We start from the raw sequence: 17,607 nt of genomic DNA, 5'->3' as shown, positions 1-17,607 counted from the left end.
AAGTTGGGGGTTGAAGCAGGTGACAGCATCTCGTTTGCCTTTTTCATTATCAAAAGAACACAATTTTTACGAAGAACTGGGCAACTGGATTGGTGATGTGTTTTATGACATTTTGCCAGAAAAGGGCTTTGATCTTCGAGATGAACAAATATTTATGGCTTTTCAACTAGAAAGAGCCTTTAAAGAAAAAAGTGTGATGTTTGCCGAAGCTGGGGTAGGCACAGGCAAAACCATCGTCTATTTATTATTTGCCGTCACATATGCAAGGTATACAGGGAAGCCTGCGATTATTGCATGTGCAGACGAAACGTTAATTGAACAGCTCGTTAAACAAGAAGGTGATATCTATAAAATTGCCAATCACCTTGATATTCAAATAGATGCGAGATTAAGTAAATCGCATGATCAATATTTATGCTTAAAAAAGCTGGAGAAAACGATGCAGCGTGAAGATGATGAAAAGTGGCTCGATATTTATGAATCACTGCCTTCATTTGTTCATGAATCACATGGCATGCAAACCTTTTATCCGTATGGCGATCGAAAAGAGTATCCAGAGTTATCAAATGATGAATGGTCACGAATTGGCTATGACTCGTTTCAGGACTGCCTGACGTGCGATATGCGTCATCGCTGCGGTCTGAATTTATCAAGAGATCATTACCGGAAAGCGACAGATCTCATCATCTGTTCACATGATTTTTACATGGAGCATGTGTGGACGAAGGAATCCCGGAAACGTGAGGGTCAGCTTCCGCTGCTTCCTGAGCATAGCTCCGTCGTATTTGATGAGGGACATCTTCTCGAGTTTGCCGCACAAAAAGCGTTAACGTACCGAGTGAAGCAATCAACGCTCGAAACATTTTTGGAACGTCTTTTGCAAAACGACATACGCGAAGAATTTGCAGAGCTTGTTGAAGATGCACTTGCAACAAACGATGAGTTCTTTTATCTCTTAAAAACGCATGCCAAAGAAGTCAAAGGCTCGCACCGGCTTGAAATTGGGCGTGTCGATGAGGTGAAGCGTTCTGCAAGTGAATTGTGTGACTTGCTTGAAAAAATCGGAGAAGCGCTCGTGTTTGAATCTGAGATGTATACGATCGATCAATACGAATTATCTGTTGTGGAAGAATACATTGAACAAATGGCGTATTCTTTATCGCTTTATCAAAAAAATGCCATTAGCTGGCTGGAAAAACAGGAATTAGATACAACATTTGTTGTGATGCCGAAGACGGTCGCAGAGGTACTTGGCGAAAAAGTATTCTCTCAAAAAAGACCATATATTTTCTCTTCCGCTACATTGTCTGAGAATCAATCCTTTGATTATTTAGCTGAAAGTCTTGGGATTAAAGATTACTTATCAATGAGTGTCGCTTCGCCGTATGATTACGATGAACAAATGAAGATTTATTTCCATGGAATTCAGCAGCTCGCTGAGCAAGAGGCAAAAGCACAGCAAGTGATGACTCAGCTGAAAGAAAATGGAGGACGATCTCTGATTCTCTTCCCTTCATTTGATGAACTTCATTTCTTTAGAAAACAACTTGAAGCAGCAAATGAATCACTGCCGTTTGACGTATATTTTGAGGGAGACGAGGAAATCAGCACGATTGTTCAAAAGTTCCAAGCTGATGAGACATCCGTGTTATGCTCAGTTCATCTGTGGGAAGGGCTTGATATTCCAGGTGAATCATTAACGAATGTGATCATCTGGGGACTTCCTTATCCGCCGCATGATCCAGTATTTGAAGCGAAACGGAATGAAGCAAAGGATGCACATGCTGAAGTTGACCTTCCGTATATGCTGCTTCGCTTACGCCAAGGGATCGGAAGACTGATCCGGACAAGCCAAGACGCAGGAAGCATTCATATTTACTTTGATCGTCAGGAAGATACTAAGCTTCAAAGTAAAATTGAATCCGTCCTGCCAGTGAAGCCCATCATCACATCTTAAATAGGTGAAAACTTGCAAATGAGGAGGATACCACGGTGTATCCTCCTTTTTCATTGACAAAAGAACATTCATTGAAGTAGCCTTGAAACGTACATACATATTTTATTGATTGGGGGAACAAACGCATGAGTCTTGAAGCAACTGAGAAAGCGTTTTATCAATTACTAGGGAAAATCGCCCATTATACAGAGGCGCTCCATTTACTTTATTGGGACTCTAGAACACAAGCACCTAAAAAAAGTGCGGATTTTAGAGCTGAAACGATCGGTCAATTATCAAGTGATATTTTTAATATGAAGACTTCTGATGAAATGAGAGATCTTCTTCTCGCATTAAACAAACATCGAGATGAGCTGTCAAAAGATACACAGAAGGCGCTCGAATTATCACAAAAAGAGTATGATGAAAACAGTAAAATTCCGAAAGAAGAATTTAAAGAATACTCGATTTTGCAATCAAAAGCGGAGCATGTATGGGTAGAAGCAAGGGAGAAATCAGACTTTTCACTCTTTGCACCATACTTAAAACAGCTTATTGACTTTAACAAGCGTTTCATCCAATATTGGGGCGTGAAAAAAACGCCTTATGATGTGCTGCTCAATAACTATGAGCCAGATATGACGGTTGAACAGCTTGATCAAAAATTTGGTGCACTTCGTGACGCTATTGTTCCTCTAGTGAAAAAAATCGAAGCCTCACCTAATAAGCCGGATACTTCATTTTTATCGAAAAGCTTCCCAATCGATAAACAAAAGGAATTGAGTCTCTTTTTCTTAAAAGAATTAGGATATGACTTTGACGCAGGCCGCCTTGATACAACAGTCCATCCTTTTGCTGTAACGTTAAGCAGAGGTGACGTACGTGTGACGACCCGTTATGATGAGCATGATTTTCGAATGGCGATCTTTGGCACGATTCATGAATGTGGTCATGCGATTTATGAGCAAAACATTGATGAAGCACTGAGCGGAACACTTTTATGTGATGGGACTTCGATGGGTATCCATGAATCACAGTCTCTTTTCTTTGAGAACTTTATCGGCAGACACGAAGATTTCTGGAAAACGTATTATCAAAAGCTGCAAGAAGCTTCTCCTGAGCAATTTAAAGATGTTTCTTTAGAAGACTTTGTGCATGCAGTGAATGAATCGAAGCCGACTTACATTCGAATTGAAGCCGATGAACTGACATATCCGCTTCACATTATCATCCGCTATGAAATTGAGAAAGCGATTTTCAATGAAGAAGTAGCAGTTGAAGATTTGCCTGCACTTTGGAATGAAAAATATCAAGCGTATCTTGGTATTACGCCTCCTAATGATGCACTCGGTATCTTGCAGGATGTTCACTGGTCTGATGGAAGCTTTGGCTATTTCCCTTCATATGCCCTTGGTTATATGTATGCAGCGCAATTAAAGCAGCAAATGATCAAAGATTTACCAAATTTTGATGAGCTCATTCAAACTGGGTCTTTTGCACCGATAAAAGAATGGCTGACGGAACATGTTCACCAGCATGGTAAACGGAAAAAGCCATCTGAAATTATTCAAGATGCAACAGGTGAAGAATTAAATGTGCAATATTTAATCGACTACTTAACGGATAAATATACGAAACTGTATTTATCATAAAAGAAGGGCACCCTTTCATGAGAGGGGTGCTTTTTTGATGCTTGAATATTCTAAAAACGAACATTTTGTTCTGATCTATTATTTAAGTTCGGTATTTTTCTAGAAAAGTGCTTTCCAAGCGTCTGAAATCTTGTTATAATTTGAACACTATAACACTCATATAATCGCGTGATGATGGCACGCAAGTTTCTACCGGACACCGATACGGTCCGACTATGAGTGAGCAAAATGAAACAGCTCTTGTTTGAGCTGAAGATCCGTTGATCGTTTTCGCATTGCTTGCTCCTCATGGACAGCAATGCTTTTTTTATACCAAAAATTGAATGTTTGCCAATATGCTAGGGGGAAGAATGATGGAATTGTTACGTCAAAAAATTGAGAACGAAGGAATCGTTCTGTCAAATCAAGTGTTAAAGGTAGATGCTTTTTTAAATCATCAAATTGATCCTGTGTTAATGCATGAGATCGGACAAGAGTTCGCTAGATTATTTCAGCATGATGGCATTACAAAAATCATCACAATTGAATCTTCTGGCATCGCACCTGCTGTGATGGCTGGACTTGCTCTTCAAGTACCTGTTGTGTTTGCAAGAAAACGTCAATCACTCACATTAACGGATAACCTGTTAACAGCCAGTGTGTACTCTTTTACAAAAAAAGTAGAAAGCACGATTGCTGTCTCAAATACGCATCTTAGTGAAAATGATTGTGTGTTAATCATCGATGACTTTTTAGCGAATGGTGAAGCTGCGAAAGGACTGGCTGCGATTGCAAAGCAGGCGAAGGCGAAAGTAGCCGGATTTGGCATTGTCATTGAAAAATCATTCCAGCCTGGAAGAAATGCGCTTGTGCAAATGGGCTACCGCGTTGAGTCGCTCGCACGTATTGAATCACTTGAGGAAGGGAAAGTCACGTTTGTACGGGAGGTACAATCATGAGTGCCGCTAAAAAAGTCAAAATGCTCTCACTGGGTATTCAGCATGTGCTGGCGATGTATGCCGGTGCTGTTCTTGTACCGCTCATTGTTGGAGATGCGCTCGGGCTCACGCCTGCACAGCTGACTTACTTAATCTCGGCGGATATTTTCATGTGCGGGGCTGCCACATTGCTTCAAGTATGGAAAAACCGCTTCTTTGGGATCGGTCTGCCCGTTGTATTAGGCTGTACATTTACTGCGGTTTCGCCTATGATTGCGATTGGCTCTAAGTATGGGATTTCGTCTATCTATGGAAGTATTATCGCTTCAGGATGTATTATCATTCTTCTTTCATTTTTCTTTGGAAAGCTTGTGAAATTTTTCCCGCCTGTTGTCACTGGTTCTGTCGTCACCATTATTGGTATCACCCTCATTCCTGTAGCGATGAACAATATGGCAGGAGGAGAAGGAAGTGCGGACTATGGTTCTTTTGAAAATCTAGGACTCGCTTTCCTTGTACTGTTTATCATTGTACTGCTCTATCGATTCACGAAAGGATTTATGAAGGCGATCGCCATTTTAATCGGTATTCTTCTTGGGACAGCAGTTGCTGCGTTTATGGGGAAAGTGGAAACAGCTGAGGTGGCAAACGCTCAGGTTTTCCGTATGATTGAGCCATTTTATTTTGGGATGCCGACCTTTGAATTTGCACCGATCATGACCATGACGTTAGTTGCGATTGTGTCATTAGTTGAATCAACAGGCGTTTATTTCGCATTAGGTGATTTAACAAACCGGTCATTAAAAGAGAAGGATTTGGCTAAAGGCTATCGGGCAGAGGGGATTGCTGTGTTATTAGGCGGAATCTTTAATGCTTTTCCGTATACAGCCTACTCGCAAAATGTTGGATTGATCCAGTTAACAGGCGTCAAGAAAAACCAAGTCATTGTCGTCACAGGGGCATTGCTCATGTTATTTGGTCTTTTTCCTAAAATCGCTGCCTTTACGACGATTATTCCAAAATCAGTTCTTGGCGGTGCAATGGTTGCCATGTTTGGCATGGTCATTGCATACGGTATTAAAATGCTCTCGCGCGTGGACTTTGCAAAGCAGGAGAACTTGCTGATCGTCGCTTGCTCCGTGGGAATCGGCTTAGGAGTTACTGTCGTACCGCAAATGTTTGAGCATCTGCCAGATTCGATTAAATTATTAACAAGTAACGGCATTGTGGCCGGAAGCTTTACCGCTATTTTGCTTCATATTATTTATCACATGATTCCTTTTAAAAAAGAAGCCGGGCATGACCTGGTAGAAGAACCTAAGCAATCTGTTATGTAAACCCCTCTCTTGGAGAGGGGTTCAGATGATGGACAAAGAGCTAAAATGACCTTTTATTTTAGCTCTTTGTCTTCTTTTTAGCTTGATAAAAAACCTTTGAAGTCCTAGGATCCTAGGAAGGAGCGTGTGAGGGTTTGTCTACAAGCTGAAAGCCCGCATCTTTTGGATACGGGCTTTTTGTGATTAGCACTATTCATGTTGTACCGGCGGCATTGTTTCGTTAATGACTGCAAATGTATAGCCCCTTGCTTTTAGCTGTATAATCAGGCTATCTAAATAGTTTGTGGTAGAGGGTTGATCATGCATTAATATAACTTTTGGTTCCCATGGTTTATTTTTCTCAAACATTTGCAATTGATTCAATACCTCTGGAACATATTGTGAGTTTTTATATCTCCAGTCAAGGCTATCAATCGTCCAGTCCCAGTAAATAAAGCCATTTTGGTTTAAACGTACTTTTTGATGATATGTTAAATTTGGAACACTGCCAAAGGGGGTTCTTACAAGACGGCTGTAGACGCCTGTAACAGAGGCAAGAATACGCTGAGCTTCTCTCATTTCATTTGCGGGAGACTCGCTGTTCTGATAAAAGAGGTTTATATCATGCGTCATGCCATGAAGACCTAATTGATGTCCTTCTTGATAAAGTCTTTTCACAGTTGATTGGTGTGCTTGAATTTGCGGTCCAAGCATGAAGAACGTCGCCTTCACGTGATGTGCTTTTAATACATTTAACAGCTGATTTGATGTAGCAGAAGGACCATCATCAAATGTTAAAAAGACCGTTTTATTCGTTGCCTGTTGGTTTGGATTGGTCTTAAAATGTGTATCCAATGTTCTTGTAGACTGATCTTTTGCTATCAGACTGATGCTTGTGTCACGGAAGTCACTGCTGGCAACATTTTTTGCTTGCCCATTTGTCGCCTGCAAATGGGGTTTAGACATATCCCAGATAAAAAAGAGAAACAGTGTAAGAAGCACTAAACCAATTACCTTTGAGAGAAGTATCGTGTTGTAGGGTGTCTTTTTTCTGGAAACCTTTTTCATTACAATCACTCCAGTCAATTAAATTTAGAGCCGAACCATGTTGTAGATCCTTTCTTTTTCACTGTTTTTCTTGGTACTCATATTGATTAAGTATATAGTGGAAAAAATCCTTTTTATATGGTTGTTACTTTGTGTTGATCAGCAAAAAAGGTGATCCATTCATGTTTAAATAAAATCATTCCGAATAATGATCGAAACGTTAATATTTATACGCTAAGATAGCAGCAGATTTGACCATTAATTCGAAGCGAAAGGGAGATTCCTTATGAAAGTGTTGTATAATGACGATTTCATTGAAAAAAGGGTGCTCATGTGGAAAGTGGAGACAGAGGCGATTAATCTCAAAAATCATAGAGAAAAGTTCTTACCACTACAAAATAAAGAAGAAACAAAAGAAATCAAAGTCAGTACAACTGAATCAGAGCTAACTTTTTATAGATCAAGAGATAAACCTGTCAAGCCTTACATTCGTCCGAGAATAGCAGCAGATTATTTTAAAAAGAATGAATGCGTGTATGGACGCATATTGTGCCCATATCGGCAAATTCTCTCTTACCGTACAACGACTAGAGAAGGATTTAAACAATATGTGTCCGGTTCAGAGGTTTGTAAAACTTGTTCTTTTCTAGTTAACTATACACCAAGTCAAAATCATACATGGAAAACACTATGTCCAGCGTAAACCCTTTATAATTATAGTGAAACCCCCACTTTTATTTAAAGTAAGGGGGGTTCTACGGTCTGAACACTTCTCTTTTAGAGGTGTTTTTTTGCATAAAAAAAGCAGGTTCGCTTGGCTTAGAACGAACCTGTGAAGGAGGAAAACTACATCATGTTTTCACCTATATTATCCAATATTTATCAATTGTCGTCAAGACAAAAAGTTAGCCGGAGGAAAATATTTTGACTGAATTGTGACGTTTTGGCATGTATATCCTTTTTTCGATAGGGGATATTAATCGAAAAAGAGGTGAAGCCGATGGCGTACATTCTTTCTGTTGGAACGAGTCTGCCAAAACATCATGTGGATCAGAAAAAGGCGGCTGATTTTGCTAGATCCCAATTTAAACGATCGTTTAAAGATATCGACCGGCTGCTCAGAGCTTTTCAAAACGGAGAAATCGAGAGCAGACAGTTTGTGCAGCCAATTGAATGGTATCAGACGCACCACTCTTTTGAGGAGAAAAACAATCTCTATTTGGAAAAAGCATTGGCTCATGCAAAAGAAGCGGTCATACACTGTCTCCATGAGAAGGCGTTCCTGAAAAAACCGATTCCGTTTGATGAGATCGATGCATTGTTTTTTATTTCAAGCACCGGCCTTTCGACACCAAGTCTTGATGCAAAACTGATGAATGTTCTTCCTTTTTCGCCTTATACGAAACGAGTACCGATCTGGGGATTAGGGTGCGGGGGCGGAGCGGCAGGGTTGTCCCGGGCTTACGAATACATAAGGGCATTTCCAGAAGCAAAGGTGCTGGTTGTCGCCTGTGAACTGTGCAGTTTAACTTTCCAGCCGCAAGATCAATCAAAAAGCAATTTAATCGGGACATCTTTGTTCGGAGACGGGACAGCCGCGGTACTCTTAACTGGAGAAAAAGGTGTATCAGAATATACCCATCTCAAAACAGTCCCTAAAGTGATTGGTACACAATCCGTCACAATGAAAGAGTCTGAAGATGTGATGGGCTGGGAATTTACAAGTGACGGCTTTCGGGTTATTTTCTCCCGTGACATTCCTTCCATTATTTCCGGCTGGTTAAAAGAGCAGGTCGATCAATTTTTAGAGCAGCAAGGGTATTCGGCAGAAGATCTATCAGTTTTTCTTGCTCATCCTGGAGGAAAAAAAGTGATTGACGCCTATATTGAAAGTCTATCCTTACAAGACGATCAACTTTTTTCATCAAAAGAGGTACTTAAACAACACGGAAATATGTCCTCTGCCACAGTTTTGTATGTGATCAAACATTATCTTGAACATCGATCTGCTGAAGCGGGAGATATGGGTCTTTGCGGAGCGCTTGGTCCGGGCTTTTCCTCAGAGCTGCTGCTCATGAAATGGGAGGAGGTCTTATCATGATCATTTGGCTCGTCATTGGTTTCTTCGTTTGTCAGCGGCTTATTGAAATGCTTGTGGCTAAAAGAAATGAAAAGAAAGTAAAAGCGATCGGTGCCATTGAATTTGGTGCTAGTCATTATCCTTATATGGTCGCTATGCATGCGGGCTTTTTTCTCTCACTTATGGTTGAGGTATGGGGGTTAAACAGGCCGCCGTCGCGCTATTTTCTTGTGCTTCTCGTTTTCCTGCTGGCCACACAGGTGATTCGATACTGGGCATTATGTTCTCTTGGGACGTATTGGAATACAAAGATTTTAGTTGTACCAAATGCGATGATGGTGAAAAAAGGACCTTATCGCTGGTTAAAGCATCCTAACTATGTAGTGGTGGCGATTGAGCTTATGCTGATCCCGCTTTTGTTTAATGCTTATTTTACCGCCATTTTGTTCACATGTTTAAATGCATGGATGATGGCTGTGAGAATTCAAACAGAAGAGAAAGCGCTCAATCAGTATTTGTTAAATTAATATTGAAAATCATTATCAATTGTGATACACTTTCATTAATGATAAGCATTCTCAATCACGAAGGATGGACGGTGATCACATGACAATGGTTTTCTTACTCGGTACGGTCTGTGTATACAGCCTATTAATTGGCTTCGTATTAAAAGGTGTTTCTAAAAAATCTGCTTCCTGATCGCAGTCAATTGCGACTGATCGGGCAGCAGATTTTTTTTATTTCCTCAGATCAGAAGAAAAATCTCTTCATTTTGTGTAAAATGGTATCACATACATAACTGACTTTTCTAAAAACAAAGGGGTTTATCGTCATGGAAGACTTGTCTATTCGAGATTCGCTCGTTCAAACTACAGGTGCTTTATATCAAAGCCTTCTCAAAAGGGATGATCATGAACGCGCAGCCAAACTTGCATCAATTATCAAAAAGGAAGCAGAAGAAGAAGTGTATATCGCATTTACCGGCCACTATTCAGCTGGAAAGTCATCACTTGTGAATCATCTGCTTCATGATCACATCCTGCCAACGAGTCCAATTCCAACAAGTGCAAACTTGGTCGTCGTGAGGAAAGGGGAGAGTGAAGTAAAGCTTCACACCTCAGATGGCCGTTTTGCAAAAATGAGCGGTTCTTATGATAAAGAAGCAGTTCAGCGTTTTTGTAAGGATGGAGAACAGATTGAAATGGTGGAAATTAGCGGGGACTATAGAGGACTGGAAGAAAAGGTGGCAGTGATTGATACACCCGGAATTGATTCAACGGATCATGCTCACTTTTTATCTGCTGCGTCTATTCTTCATCAAGCAGATGCTCTTTTTTATGTTGTTCATTACAACCATGTTCATTCGGAGGAAAACATTCGTTTCATTCGCTCCATTAAAGAGAAAGTGCCAAATCTTTATTTCATCGTAAATCAAGTCGATCGACATGATGAGCATGAGACAGCGTTTGAAGACTACAAAAATCAAGTAGTTGATATGCTTCAAAAAGAAGGCATTGAAGAAGAACACCTATACTTTACATCTGTAACCGATGAGGCGCATCCAAGAAACGAAATGATTCGTTTAATCGAGAAACTGCAAGAATTACAAACATTGCCGAAAGCATCGCTTCGCGCCTATACCGAGCAGAAAATAGAGCACGTTTTAAAAGAACATATTGACTCATTAAAAGAAGAGCTGCAGGAAGAGGGTCTGGATTTTCAGCTTCAAGAAAAAAGAAAAGAAGTGAAGGAACTCGAAGCGAAAAGCAGCTTCATTGAAAATGGAGCAAAACAGTTAGAAGATGAAGTGTCTTCTGAAGTTGAGAACATTTTAAAAAATGCAAATCTAACCCCATTTAAAATGAGGGAGCTAGCAAGTGATTATATTGAATCGAAAGCACCTGGCTTTAAGGTAGGACTGCTGTTCGCGAAAAATAAAACCGAGCAGGAAAAAGAAAAGCGGGCGAACGAGTTCTTAGCAGATGTCAAAGCAAGAATGAAAGCAGAAGTAGACTGGCATATTGCTGAACTGCTCAAAAAAGAAGTCAAGAAGCATCAGCTTGGTGAAGAATTATTAAATCAAGTGATGGCGTTTGAAACGCCTGTAGAAGAATCACTGCTTGAAAACGTGATTCATCACGGTGCGACATTTTCAAATGAATACGTTTTGCAATATGCAAAAGATGCTGGTGAAGCACTGAAAAGACAGACGAAACAGAAAGCAATACCATTGATTGAACAAATGACCGAGATGCTGAAAACCCAGCTCCTGAATGAAAAGGGAAAGCAGCAAAATAAATGGGCCCAGGCAGCACAGGAGCTCCAAGCGCTGGAGCAATGCATGGAAAAAAATGATCAAATCAGAAAAGATATTGAGCATGTATGGGATATATGGCAAAACGGAACAAATGAGCAGATCGAAGAAGATTGGTTTTATGTGAAAAAACACCGGATGCAGCATGACGAGCTAAATCAGAATCAAGCATCAACTCATACGGAAGAAAGCGAAAAAGAAAATCAGCAGCAGATAAAGCTTGATCAAATGCGACAATCACAGCATATCCCGACAGCGCAGTCGATTGACCAGTTTGAGCAGCTTTCTCAAATTTTAATGCCATTAAACGCGCTTCAATCTCAAAGAAAGTCCTTTGAAAAACGAACAAAGCGGCTGCAAGCGAAGGAATTTACACTCGCCTTATTCGGTGCTTTTAGTTCGGGGAAATCTTCGTTTGCCAATGCCCTTGTTGGGAGAAAGGTGCTGCCATCATCTCCTACACCAACGACGGCCACGATCAATAAGCTGACCCGGCCGACAGAAGACCATCCGCATGAAAGTGTGAAAGTGGTGTTTAAAACCGAGCAGGAAATATTAGAAGAGCTCGATCAAATTCTCGGTTATTCTATAACAGAAGAAAAGGGAGATACGTTTCAAGCGAAACTCGAGCGAACGCTGAAAAAAAGAGAGCTTGAACAAGATCACCGCATCATTGTTGACCATTTTTTAAACGCTCATGAAAAGTTCCGTGATTCGATTCAAAAACAAACGCCGCTCAATGTCACCCTTCAAGAATTAAAGCCATATGTGGCAGAAGAGGCTGTTTCTTGTGTGGTGAAGGAAGTGACGGTCTATTTAAGTACAGCTTTAACAGATAAAGGACTGACGATTGTTGATACACCAGGCGCCAGCAGTATGAATAAACGTCACACAGAGATTGCCTTTCAATATATGAAGGATGCTGATGCCCTTCTTTATTTAACTTACTACCAGCATTCTTTCTCAAAAGCAGACCGGTCATTTTTACGTAAACTCGGGCTTGTAAAAGATTCTTTTAGCATGGATAAAATGTTTTTTATTATCAATGCAGCTGACCTCGCAAAGGATCAAACAGAGCTTGAAACCGTCTTTGACTATGTGAAAAATGAGCTCACAAAAGAAGGCATCCGGCATCCAAACCTTCATCACGTATCCAGCAAGGAAGAGATCGAAGGAAAGGGACAGTCGCCTTATAACCAGTATGCACAGCTTAGAACACAGCTTGACTATTTTATTGAGGAAGAATTAACGAAAGATGCGATTGAGCTGCTGTATTTTGAAGCGAGTACATTATGTAGAACAGTTGACAAGCTGCATGAGACGCTGCATCAGTCGGAAGATGAAAAGCAAGCAGAAAAGAAAAAGATAAACACATCCTATGAAGCGATCGTTGATCAAATGAGCCATATTAAACGATCTAAGCTAGTAACAGAAAGTGTGAAAAAGGACTTGCACGAACAGCTGTACCACATTGTTCAGCGCTTGTCACTTTATGCAAACGATCTGTTAAAGACAGCCTTTTATCCTGGAATATCTCAAGGGGACTTCAGACAGGAGTTGAAAAAAGCGCTGGAACAAGCGTTAAAGGATTATGAATTTGAATTTGTACAGGAGATAAAAGCGCTTGATATTCGAATGGAATCGTTTATCACTCAATATTTCAAAGAGGAGTGGGAGAAAGGGTTACAGGCTGCGTGTGCAGAAGATCCTTACTTTTCTCTCCGGCTGTCGCCGCCAGATGAGAAGAATGCCGAGCTGAAACAAATTGAAGTGGAAGCGGACCTGACGCCGTTTGAGCCGCTCTTAAAGAAGCAAAAATCAGCGAAAGCTTTCTTTGAACAAAACGGGAAGGCAGCGTTTATTGAAGCGATTCGAGATGTCCTTTTCCAATTAACGACGAAATGGGCAGATAAAGAAAAAGAAGAATTACAGAGCAGATACGATATGATGGTAAAGACCTTTACTGAAAGATATGAAACAGAAGCGCTTAAGCAGCTGAGTGAACAAAAACAAACATTTATCATGAGCTTAACGACAGATGCGAAAGAGCAGGCGATGATAGAACAAGTATACAAGCAAACAAATGAATGGAAGAACCAGTTGAAAACCATTTGAGTCATGATACACTATATAAAAAAGAAAGCAGTTGATAAAAAATGACGAGCGTACACGAAGAAATTTCCGCACATTCACAAAAACAGAATGCTCATATCAAATCGTTTCTTGCGCTTGAACAGAAAAGAGAGCAGGCAATAGAGACTGCTGTTTTGAAGTGTGAGCAAAACGAACCATTTACAACTGACGAGATCAATGAAATTACCTCGAAGATGAATGAGCTTGCACGAGGCGGAATTGTTCCGCTGCGTAAGCATGTCACGATTGATATGGTCAGGGAGTATGTCGAACGAAAACAGAAGTAAAGAGTAACTTTCTCTTTTTAGGTCATCTTAACAAGTGAACCGAGAAAGGGGAATGATGATGGAAAAAAAGCAGCATGCAAAAAAGCAGGATGAGCGTCACCCTAAACAAAAAGAGATGCCGTCCTACGCAGAAGCAGAATCGAAAAAAATGCAATACGGTCAAAAGTAATCCCCCGGGTGCCACTTCTTTTCCAAAAGAAGAAGGCGCCTTTTTTATGTCGAATTCGATGTTCTATGATAGAATAGGAGTATTGTTTTGAAAAAGGGAGTTTATAAGAATGAATAAACACGTATTGCTTGTTGATGGCATGGCGCTTCTGTTCAGATCGTTCTATGCAACGGCTGTCCATCGCAATTTTATGATAAATGATCACGGCGTCCCAACGAATGGAGTAAATGGCTATTTGAAGCATTTATTAACCGCTGTTCAGACATTTGAGCCAACTCATATTGTTTGCTGCTGGGATATGGGAAGCCAAACATACCGAAATGAATTGTTTCAAGATTATAAAGCAAATCGAGGAGATGCGCCTGTCGAGCTCATTCCGCAATTCGATTTAGCAAAGGAAGCGACAGAAGAATTAGGAATTGTAAACGTTGGTATAAAGGGCTTTGAGGCAGATGATTGTATCGGCACCCTGGCGGCACTCTATCGGAATGAAGCACGTGTGACTGTCCTAACTGGGGACAGAGATTTGCTGCAGATATTGAATGAACAAGTGACGGTTGCTCTAATGCAAAAAGGAATCGGGAACTATAAACATTATACAAAAGCCTTATTTGAAGAGGAAATGGGTATCTCTCCAAAGGCGCTGATCGATATGAAAGCACTTATGGGGGATTCAAGTGACAATTATCCAGGCGTCAAAGGAATCGGAGAAAAAACAGCATTAAAATTTATTCAAACATATCAAACCATTGACGGATTATTAGAAAATGTTCATGAACTAACGGCTGGCCAGCAAAAGAAAATGCAAGCAGGATTAGAAGATTTGAAGCTTTCTCGTCTATTGGCAGAGATCAAATGTGATGTCCCGCTGAGCTGTCCAATTGATGAGACGAAGGTGAACATCAATCAAGAACGGGCTGCTGCCATGCTGCGATACCATCAAATCAAAGGAATTGAACCGATGGTAAATCGGATAAGTAAAATAGAGATCAGCTAAGCCGATCTCTCAGCGTATAGACAAACCCTCGCATTCGCCCGCAGGTCTGCGCTCCGGTGCTCACGAATGTCAAATTCGCTCCGCTCCGGTACTCGTCCTTCCTAGGGCTGCAAAGGTTTTCTATCACGCTGAAAAGAAGACAAAGGGCTAAAATAAAAATCATTTTAGCCCTTCAGCTAAGCTGATCTCTAAGGTCATCTTTTTGTATTGCTTTTCTTCGCTCTATTTTCGAGCTGAGATAGTGGCTGCTTATCATTTGTTTGCGCATCACCTTGAGGGGTTGTCCCATTTGTGACACGACCTTTATTTTCTTTATCCAATCAGTATCACCTCATACATTAGCATAACCGAAAAAAAGCGATTCATCCTTTAGAAAGGTGAATCGCTTTTCTAGCGAGCTGATCAGCTACTTGATTTTCCTTACTTGGAATCCACTTAATGAAAAATAAATCAAACTGGCTTTGAAGCTCGATCATCTCTTTTATAAAATGCTGAAAGGCTGGATTTTTAGCAAATCCTGCATTGGCCGCACGGTCAACTACCTGTGAATCTGTTCGAAACGAAACGGATCGCAGTCCTTTTTCTACGCAGATTTTCATCCCTTCAATGAGAGCGGTAAATTCTGCTTCGTGATTGCTCATTGATCCAAGAGGAATCGAGAAAGATTCTGCCTTTCCATCATATTTAATGAAAACGCCGATGCCAGAAGGACCCGGATTACCTGCGCTAGCACCATCAATGTATATTTCAGCTGGCAATTTATTTCCCCCTTTCATCAAGTGGAACCATTCTTTTCGCTGCATACGCGTATGGTGTCGCAATCGCGGCGACGATAAATTTAATCACATAAGTCGTGATGAAGATTTCGATCCATACATGAAATGGATAGGTGCCAAGAAAGGCAATAGTTGTGAAGATCAATGTATCAAGCAGCTGGCTGATCATCGTACTTCCAGCGTTGCGCACCCAGAGCGCACCATCAGAAGGAAATATCCGGCGAATAAACGAATATACATAAACATCTAACATTTGACTGATGATATAAGCAGCAAGACTGCCAAGTGCGACCCTTGGCATAAAGCCAAATATGGTTTCCAGCGATGTTTGAGAAATGTCAGATGGAGCGGGATGGAAAAGTAAAGCCTCTTGCATGACAACGGTTAGCGTTAAAAGGGTGGCAAAGCCAATCCAGACAGCTTTTCTTGCTTCATTTTGTCCATATTTTTCATTCAATACGTCCGTTGCAAAGAATACACTGCCGTATAAAATGTTTCCAAGTGTTGCCGTTAAGCCAAACAATTCAACGGTTTTGACCACTTGTAAATTTGCAGCAACCGTCGCAAAGCCAATCCAGACGAAAAGGCCCATCTTGCCAAATCCTTTATAAAATAGAAGAACAATGATAAAATTAATGATCGCAAATAAGATCCAAATACCTTCATTAAACAAGTGACATGAACTTCCTTTCTCATTGTAAAATGTAACTTTTTGATTATAGCATAACGTATGTTTACCTTAAAAGCACAGGAAGGCGATGTGATCAATGAAATTAAGAGCACACTACACAATGAAAGTGAAATCAATTGGGTCCATTGCTTTTTTCCAAGAAGATTGGATGGAGCTAAAAGAGGCCTTGATTTTAGCCAAACATATCGATAAAAAAGAACCACAGTCCCTCCTATCATTTGAAGATGAAAAAGGGGCGATGTGGTCTATTAAAGAACTTGAAAAGCTAAATGAAGAACTAAAGCTTGAACCTGATCAGCTTCAGGTCTATTTTGATGCAAGTTTTCACAAAGAAACAGGCGACTCTGGTCTTGGGGTTGTCGTCTACTATAAGCTCGGAGAAGATGCTTATCGTTTGAGAAAAAATCAGCCCTTCAAAGGAATCACCAATAATGAAGCAGAGTATGCGGCTTTATTTGAGGCAGTCAAAGCATTAAAAGACCTTGGAGCAAGCAGAAATTCTGTCACGATTAGAGGCGATTCACTTGTTGTCATGAATCAATTAAAAGGAGAATGGCCTTGTTATGATGATATACATAACAAATGGCTCGACCGGATTGAATCGGCTTTAAAAGAGCTGAGGCTTACGCCAACCTATGAAGTCATCGATCGTAAACAAAATGCAGAAGCGGATCAGCTTGCAAGGCAGATGCTTGCAGACGTTCCAATTGAAAGTAAATTGAAATTAGAAGCAGACGGAGCTGAATAATGTGGATAAAAAAACAGCAGTACAAGAATTGACGGATCTCCAAGACACGTATTGTTCAGATTGTTTGATTAAGAAGCACTTCCGAAAGGAATATGGCAAAAAATACGCCCATTCCTTTTGTATTCAGCAATGCACAGTAGGAGAGAAAATAAAAGAATACGGACAGACGCTGCTTAAAAAGTAAGCCGCTGCCGCCCCGGTTTTCCCTGCTCAAACATCCGCTCATGAAAAAAAACGGATAGAATGTGTAAAAAAAGAACATATTCTGAAAAATGAGCCGATATAACTATAGAAAGTTTTGGTTGAGTTACTTTTTGACTAAGTGACGGATAATAGAGGAAAAGGGGAAGGCCGGCATGGATAATAAGGATTTCGAAACGGTATTACATCGAACATTTCAAGAGGTATACAGCGATCTAGAGCAGCTAGTAGATGTAGCAAAGAAGGGAAGACCTTTTCTCGAAAAAGATATTTCTGAAATTGAACAACGACTGAAGCAAAATATTTTAGCCATTGAAATTCAGCTGAAAATCAAATAAGAGAG

At 40.5% G+C, this 17,607-nt stretch carries 17 protein-coding genes, 1 pseudogene and 1 riboswitch; of the genes and pseudogenes, 14 read left to right on the top strand and 4 right to left on the bottom strand.

The genetic code is table 11. The features are described from left to right. Positions 1-19 precede the first annotated feature (19 nt). From NSS76_RS10210 to pbuX, 4 genes are all read left to right on the top strand, one after another. Entirely contained in the window at positions 20-1,957 is a 1,938-nt protein-coding gene (locus NSS76_RS10210; protein WP_024422761.1) for an ATP-dependent DNA helicase, read from the top strand. Between the two features lie 125 nt (positions 1,958-2,082). Then, positions 2,083-3,588, top strand: coding sequence for a carboxypeptidase M32 (locus NSS76_RS10205; protein WP_025093083.1), 1,506 nt, complete (start codon positions 2,083-2,085; stop codon positions 3,586-3,588). 136 nt (positions 3,589-3,724) lie between these two features. Next, a riboswitch (purine riboswitch) is annotated at positions 3,725-3,824 on the top strand. Between the two features lie 117 nt (positions 3,825-3,941). Continuing rightward, a complete protein-coding gene (xpt, locus tag NSS76_RS10200; protein WP_125587080.1) occupies positions 3,942-4,526 on the top strand; it encodes a xanthine phosphoribosyltransferase in 585 nt (194 codons plus the stop codon). After that, positions 4,523-5,842 carry a xanthine permease PbuX gene (gene pbuX / locus NSS76_RS10195; RefSeq protein ID WP_197172695.1) on the top strand — a complete coding sequence of 440 codons (1,320 nt, stop codon included), beginning with the start codon at positions 4,523-4,525 and terminating at the stop codon, positions 5,840-5,842. The genes xpt and pbuX overlap by 4 nt, the downstream gene beginning before the upstream one ends. Positions 5,843-6,031: 189 nt before the next feature. On the opposite strand, the gene NSS76_RS10190 is transcribed toward pbuX, so the two are convergent. Further along, the gene (locus tag NSS76_RS10190) at positions 6,032-6,889 is read right to left on the bottom strand and encodes a polysaccharide deacetylase family protein (RefSeq protein ID WP_197172696.1); all 858 of its coding nucleotides are present in this window, start codon (positions 6,887-6,889) and stop codon (positions 6,032-6,034) included. Between the two features lie 265 nt (positions 6,890-7,154). Here NSS76_RS10190 and NSS76_RS10185 point away from each other — a divergent pair. The 7 genes and pseudogenes from NSS76_RS10185 to NSS76_RS10155 form a co-directional block, all read left to right on the top strand. Next, positions 7,155-7,547 (top strand): annotated as a pseudogene (locus NSS76_RS10185) (hypothetical protein); the annotation flags it as partial. Between the two features lie 321 nt (positions 7,548-7,868). Continuing rightward, positions 7,869-8,969 (top strand): type III polyketide synthase, encoded by a 1,101-nt coding sequence (locus NSS76_RS10180; RefSeq protein WP_197172698.1) that lies wholly within the window; start codon positions 7,869-7,871, stop codon positions 8,967-8,969. Continuing rightward, entirely contained in the window at positions 8,966-9,475 is a 510-nt protein-coding gene (locus NSS76_RS10175) for an isoprenylcysteine carboxyl methyltransferase family protein (RefSeq protein WP_034623498.1), read from the top strand. The genes NSS76_RS10180 and NSS76_RS10175 overlap by 4 nt, the downstream gene beginning before the upstream one ends. Before the next feature lie 64 nt (positions 9,476-9,539). Then, complete coding sequence (fbpC, locus tag NSS76_RS10170; protein ID WP_306299200.1) at positions 9,540-9,647, top strand: Fur-regulated basic protein FbpC; 108 nt, start codon at positions 9,540-9,542, stop codon at positions 9,645-9,647. Positions 9,648-9,780: 133 nt separating this feature from the next. Further along, positions 9,781-13,377, top strand: coding sequence for a dynamin family protein (locus NSS76_RS10165; protein WP_197172699.1), 3,597 nt, complete (start codon positions 9,781-9,783; stop codon positions 13,375-13,377). A gap of 41 nt (positions 13,378-13,418) precedes the next feature. Next, the gene (locus tag NSS76_RS10160; RefSeq protein ID WP_024422753.1) at positions 13,419-13,682 is read left to right on the top strand and encodes a YpbS family protein; all 264 of its coding nucleotides are present in this window, start codon (positions 13,419-13,421) and stop codon (positions 13,680-13,682) included. A 278-nt stretch (positions 13,683-13,960) separates the two neighbouring features. Next, positions 13,961-14,848 (top strand): 5'-3' exonuclease, encoded by an 888-nt coding sequence (locus NSS76_RS10155; protein ID WP_341082098.1) that lies wholly within the window; start codon positions 13,961-13,963, stop codon positions 14,846-14,848. Between the two features lie 194 nt (positions 14,849-15,042). On the opposite strand, the gene NSS76_RS10150 is transcribed toward NSS76_RS10155, so the two are convergent. From NSS76_RS10150 to NSS76_RS10140, 3 genes are read right to left on the bottom strand one after another with little or no spacing between them, the layout of a single operon-like run. Continuing rightward, a complete protein-coding gene (locus NSS76_RS10150) occupies positions 15,043-15,168 on the bottom strand; it encodes a small, acid-soluble spore protein L (protein ID WP_135032195.1) in 126 nt (41 codons plus the stop codon). Between the two features lie 42 nt (positions 15,169-15,210). Then, positions 15,211-15,606: a reverse transcriptase-like protein gene (locus tag NSS76_RS10145; RefSeq protein WP_025093093.1), complete on the bottom strand. Its 396-nt coding sequence runs from the start codon at positions 15,604-15,606 to the stop codon at positions 15,211-15,213. Between the two features lies 1 nt (position 15,607). Beyond that, positions 15,608-16,297: a queuosine precursor transporter gene (locus NSS76_RS10140; protein WP_025093094.1), complete on the bottom strand. Its 690-nt coding sequence runs from the start codon at positions 16,295-16,297 to the stop codon at positions 15,608-15,610. A gap of 94 nt (positions 16,298-16,391) precedes the next feature. Between NSS76_RS10140 and NSS76_RS10135 the strand changes: the two genes are divergently transcribed. The 3 genes from NSS76_RS10135 (at position 16,392) to NSS76_RS10125 (ending at position 17,602) form a co-directional block, all read left to right on the top strand. After that, positions 16,392-17,063 carry a ribonuclease H family protein gene (locus NSS76_RS10135; RefSeq protein ID WP_024422749.1) on the top strand — a complete coding sequence of 224 codons (672 nt, stop codon included), beginning with the start codon at positions 16,392-16,394 and terminating at the stop codon, positions 17,061-17,063. 1 nt (position 17,064) lies between these two features. Further along, the gene (locus NSS76_RS10130; protein ID WP_024422748.1) at positions 17,065-17,247 is read left to right on the top strand and encodes a zinc-finger domain-containing protein; all 183 of its coding nucleotides are present in this window, start codon (positions 17,065-17,067) and stop codon (positions 17,245-17,247) included. Positions 17,248-17,419: 172 nt separating this feature from the next. Next, positions 17,420-17,602, top strand: a complete 183-nt coding sequence (locus NSS76_RS10125) for a hypothetical protein (protein ID WP_008346368.1) — start codon at positions 17,420-17,422, stop codon at positions 17,600-17,602. Positions 17,603-17,607: the final 5 nt, after the last annotated feature.

This window comes from Bacillus sp. FSL R5-0654 (genome assembly GCF_038008745.1).
GTDB lineage: Bacteria > Bacillota > Bacilli > Bacillales > Bacillaceae > Bacillus > Bacillus safensis.
Note: the sequence above shows the minus strand (reverse complement) of the source record. Positions and strands in the feature narration are given on the sequence as shown.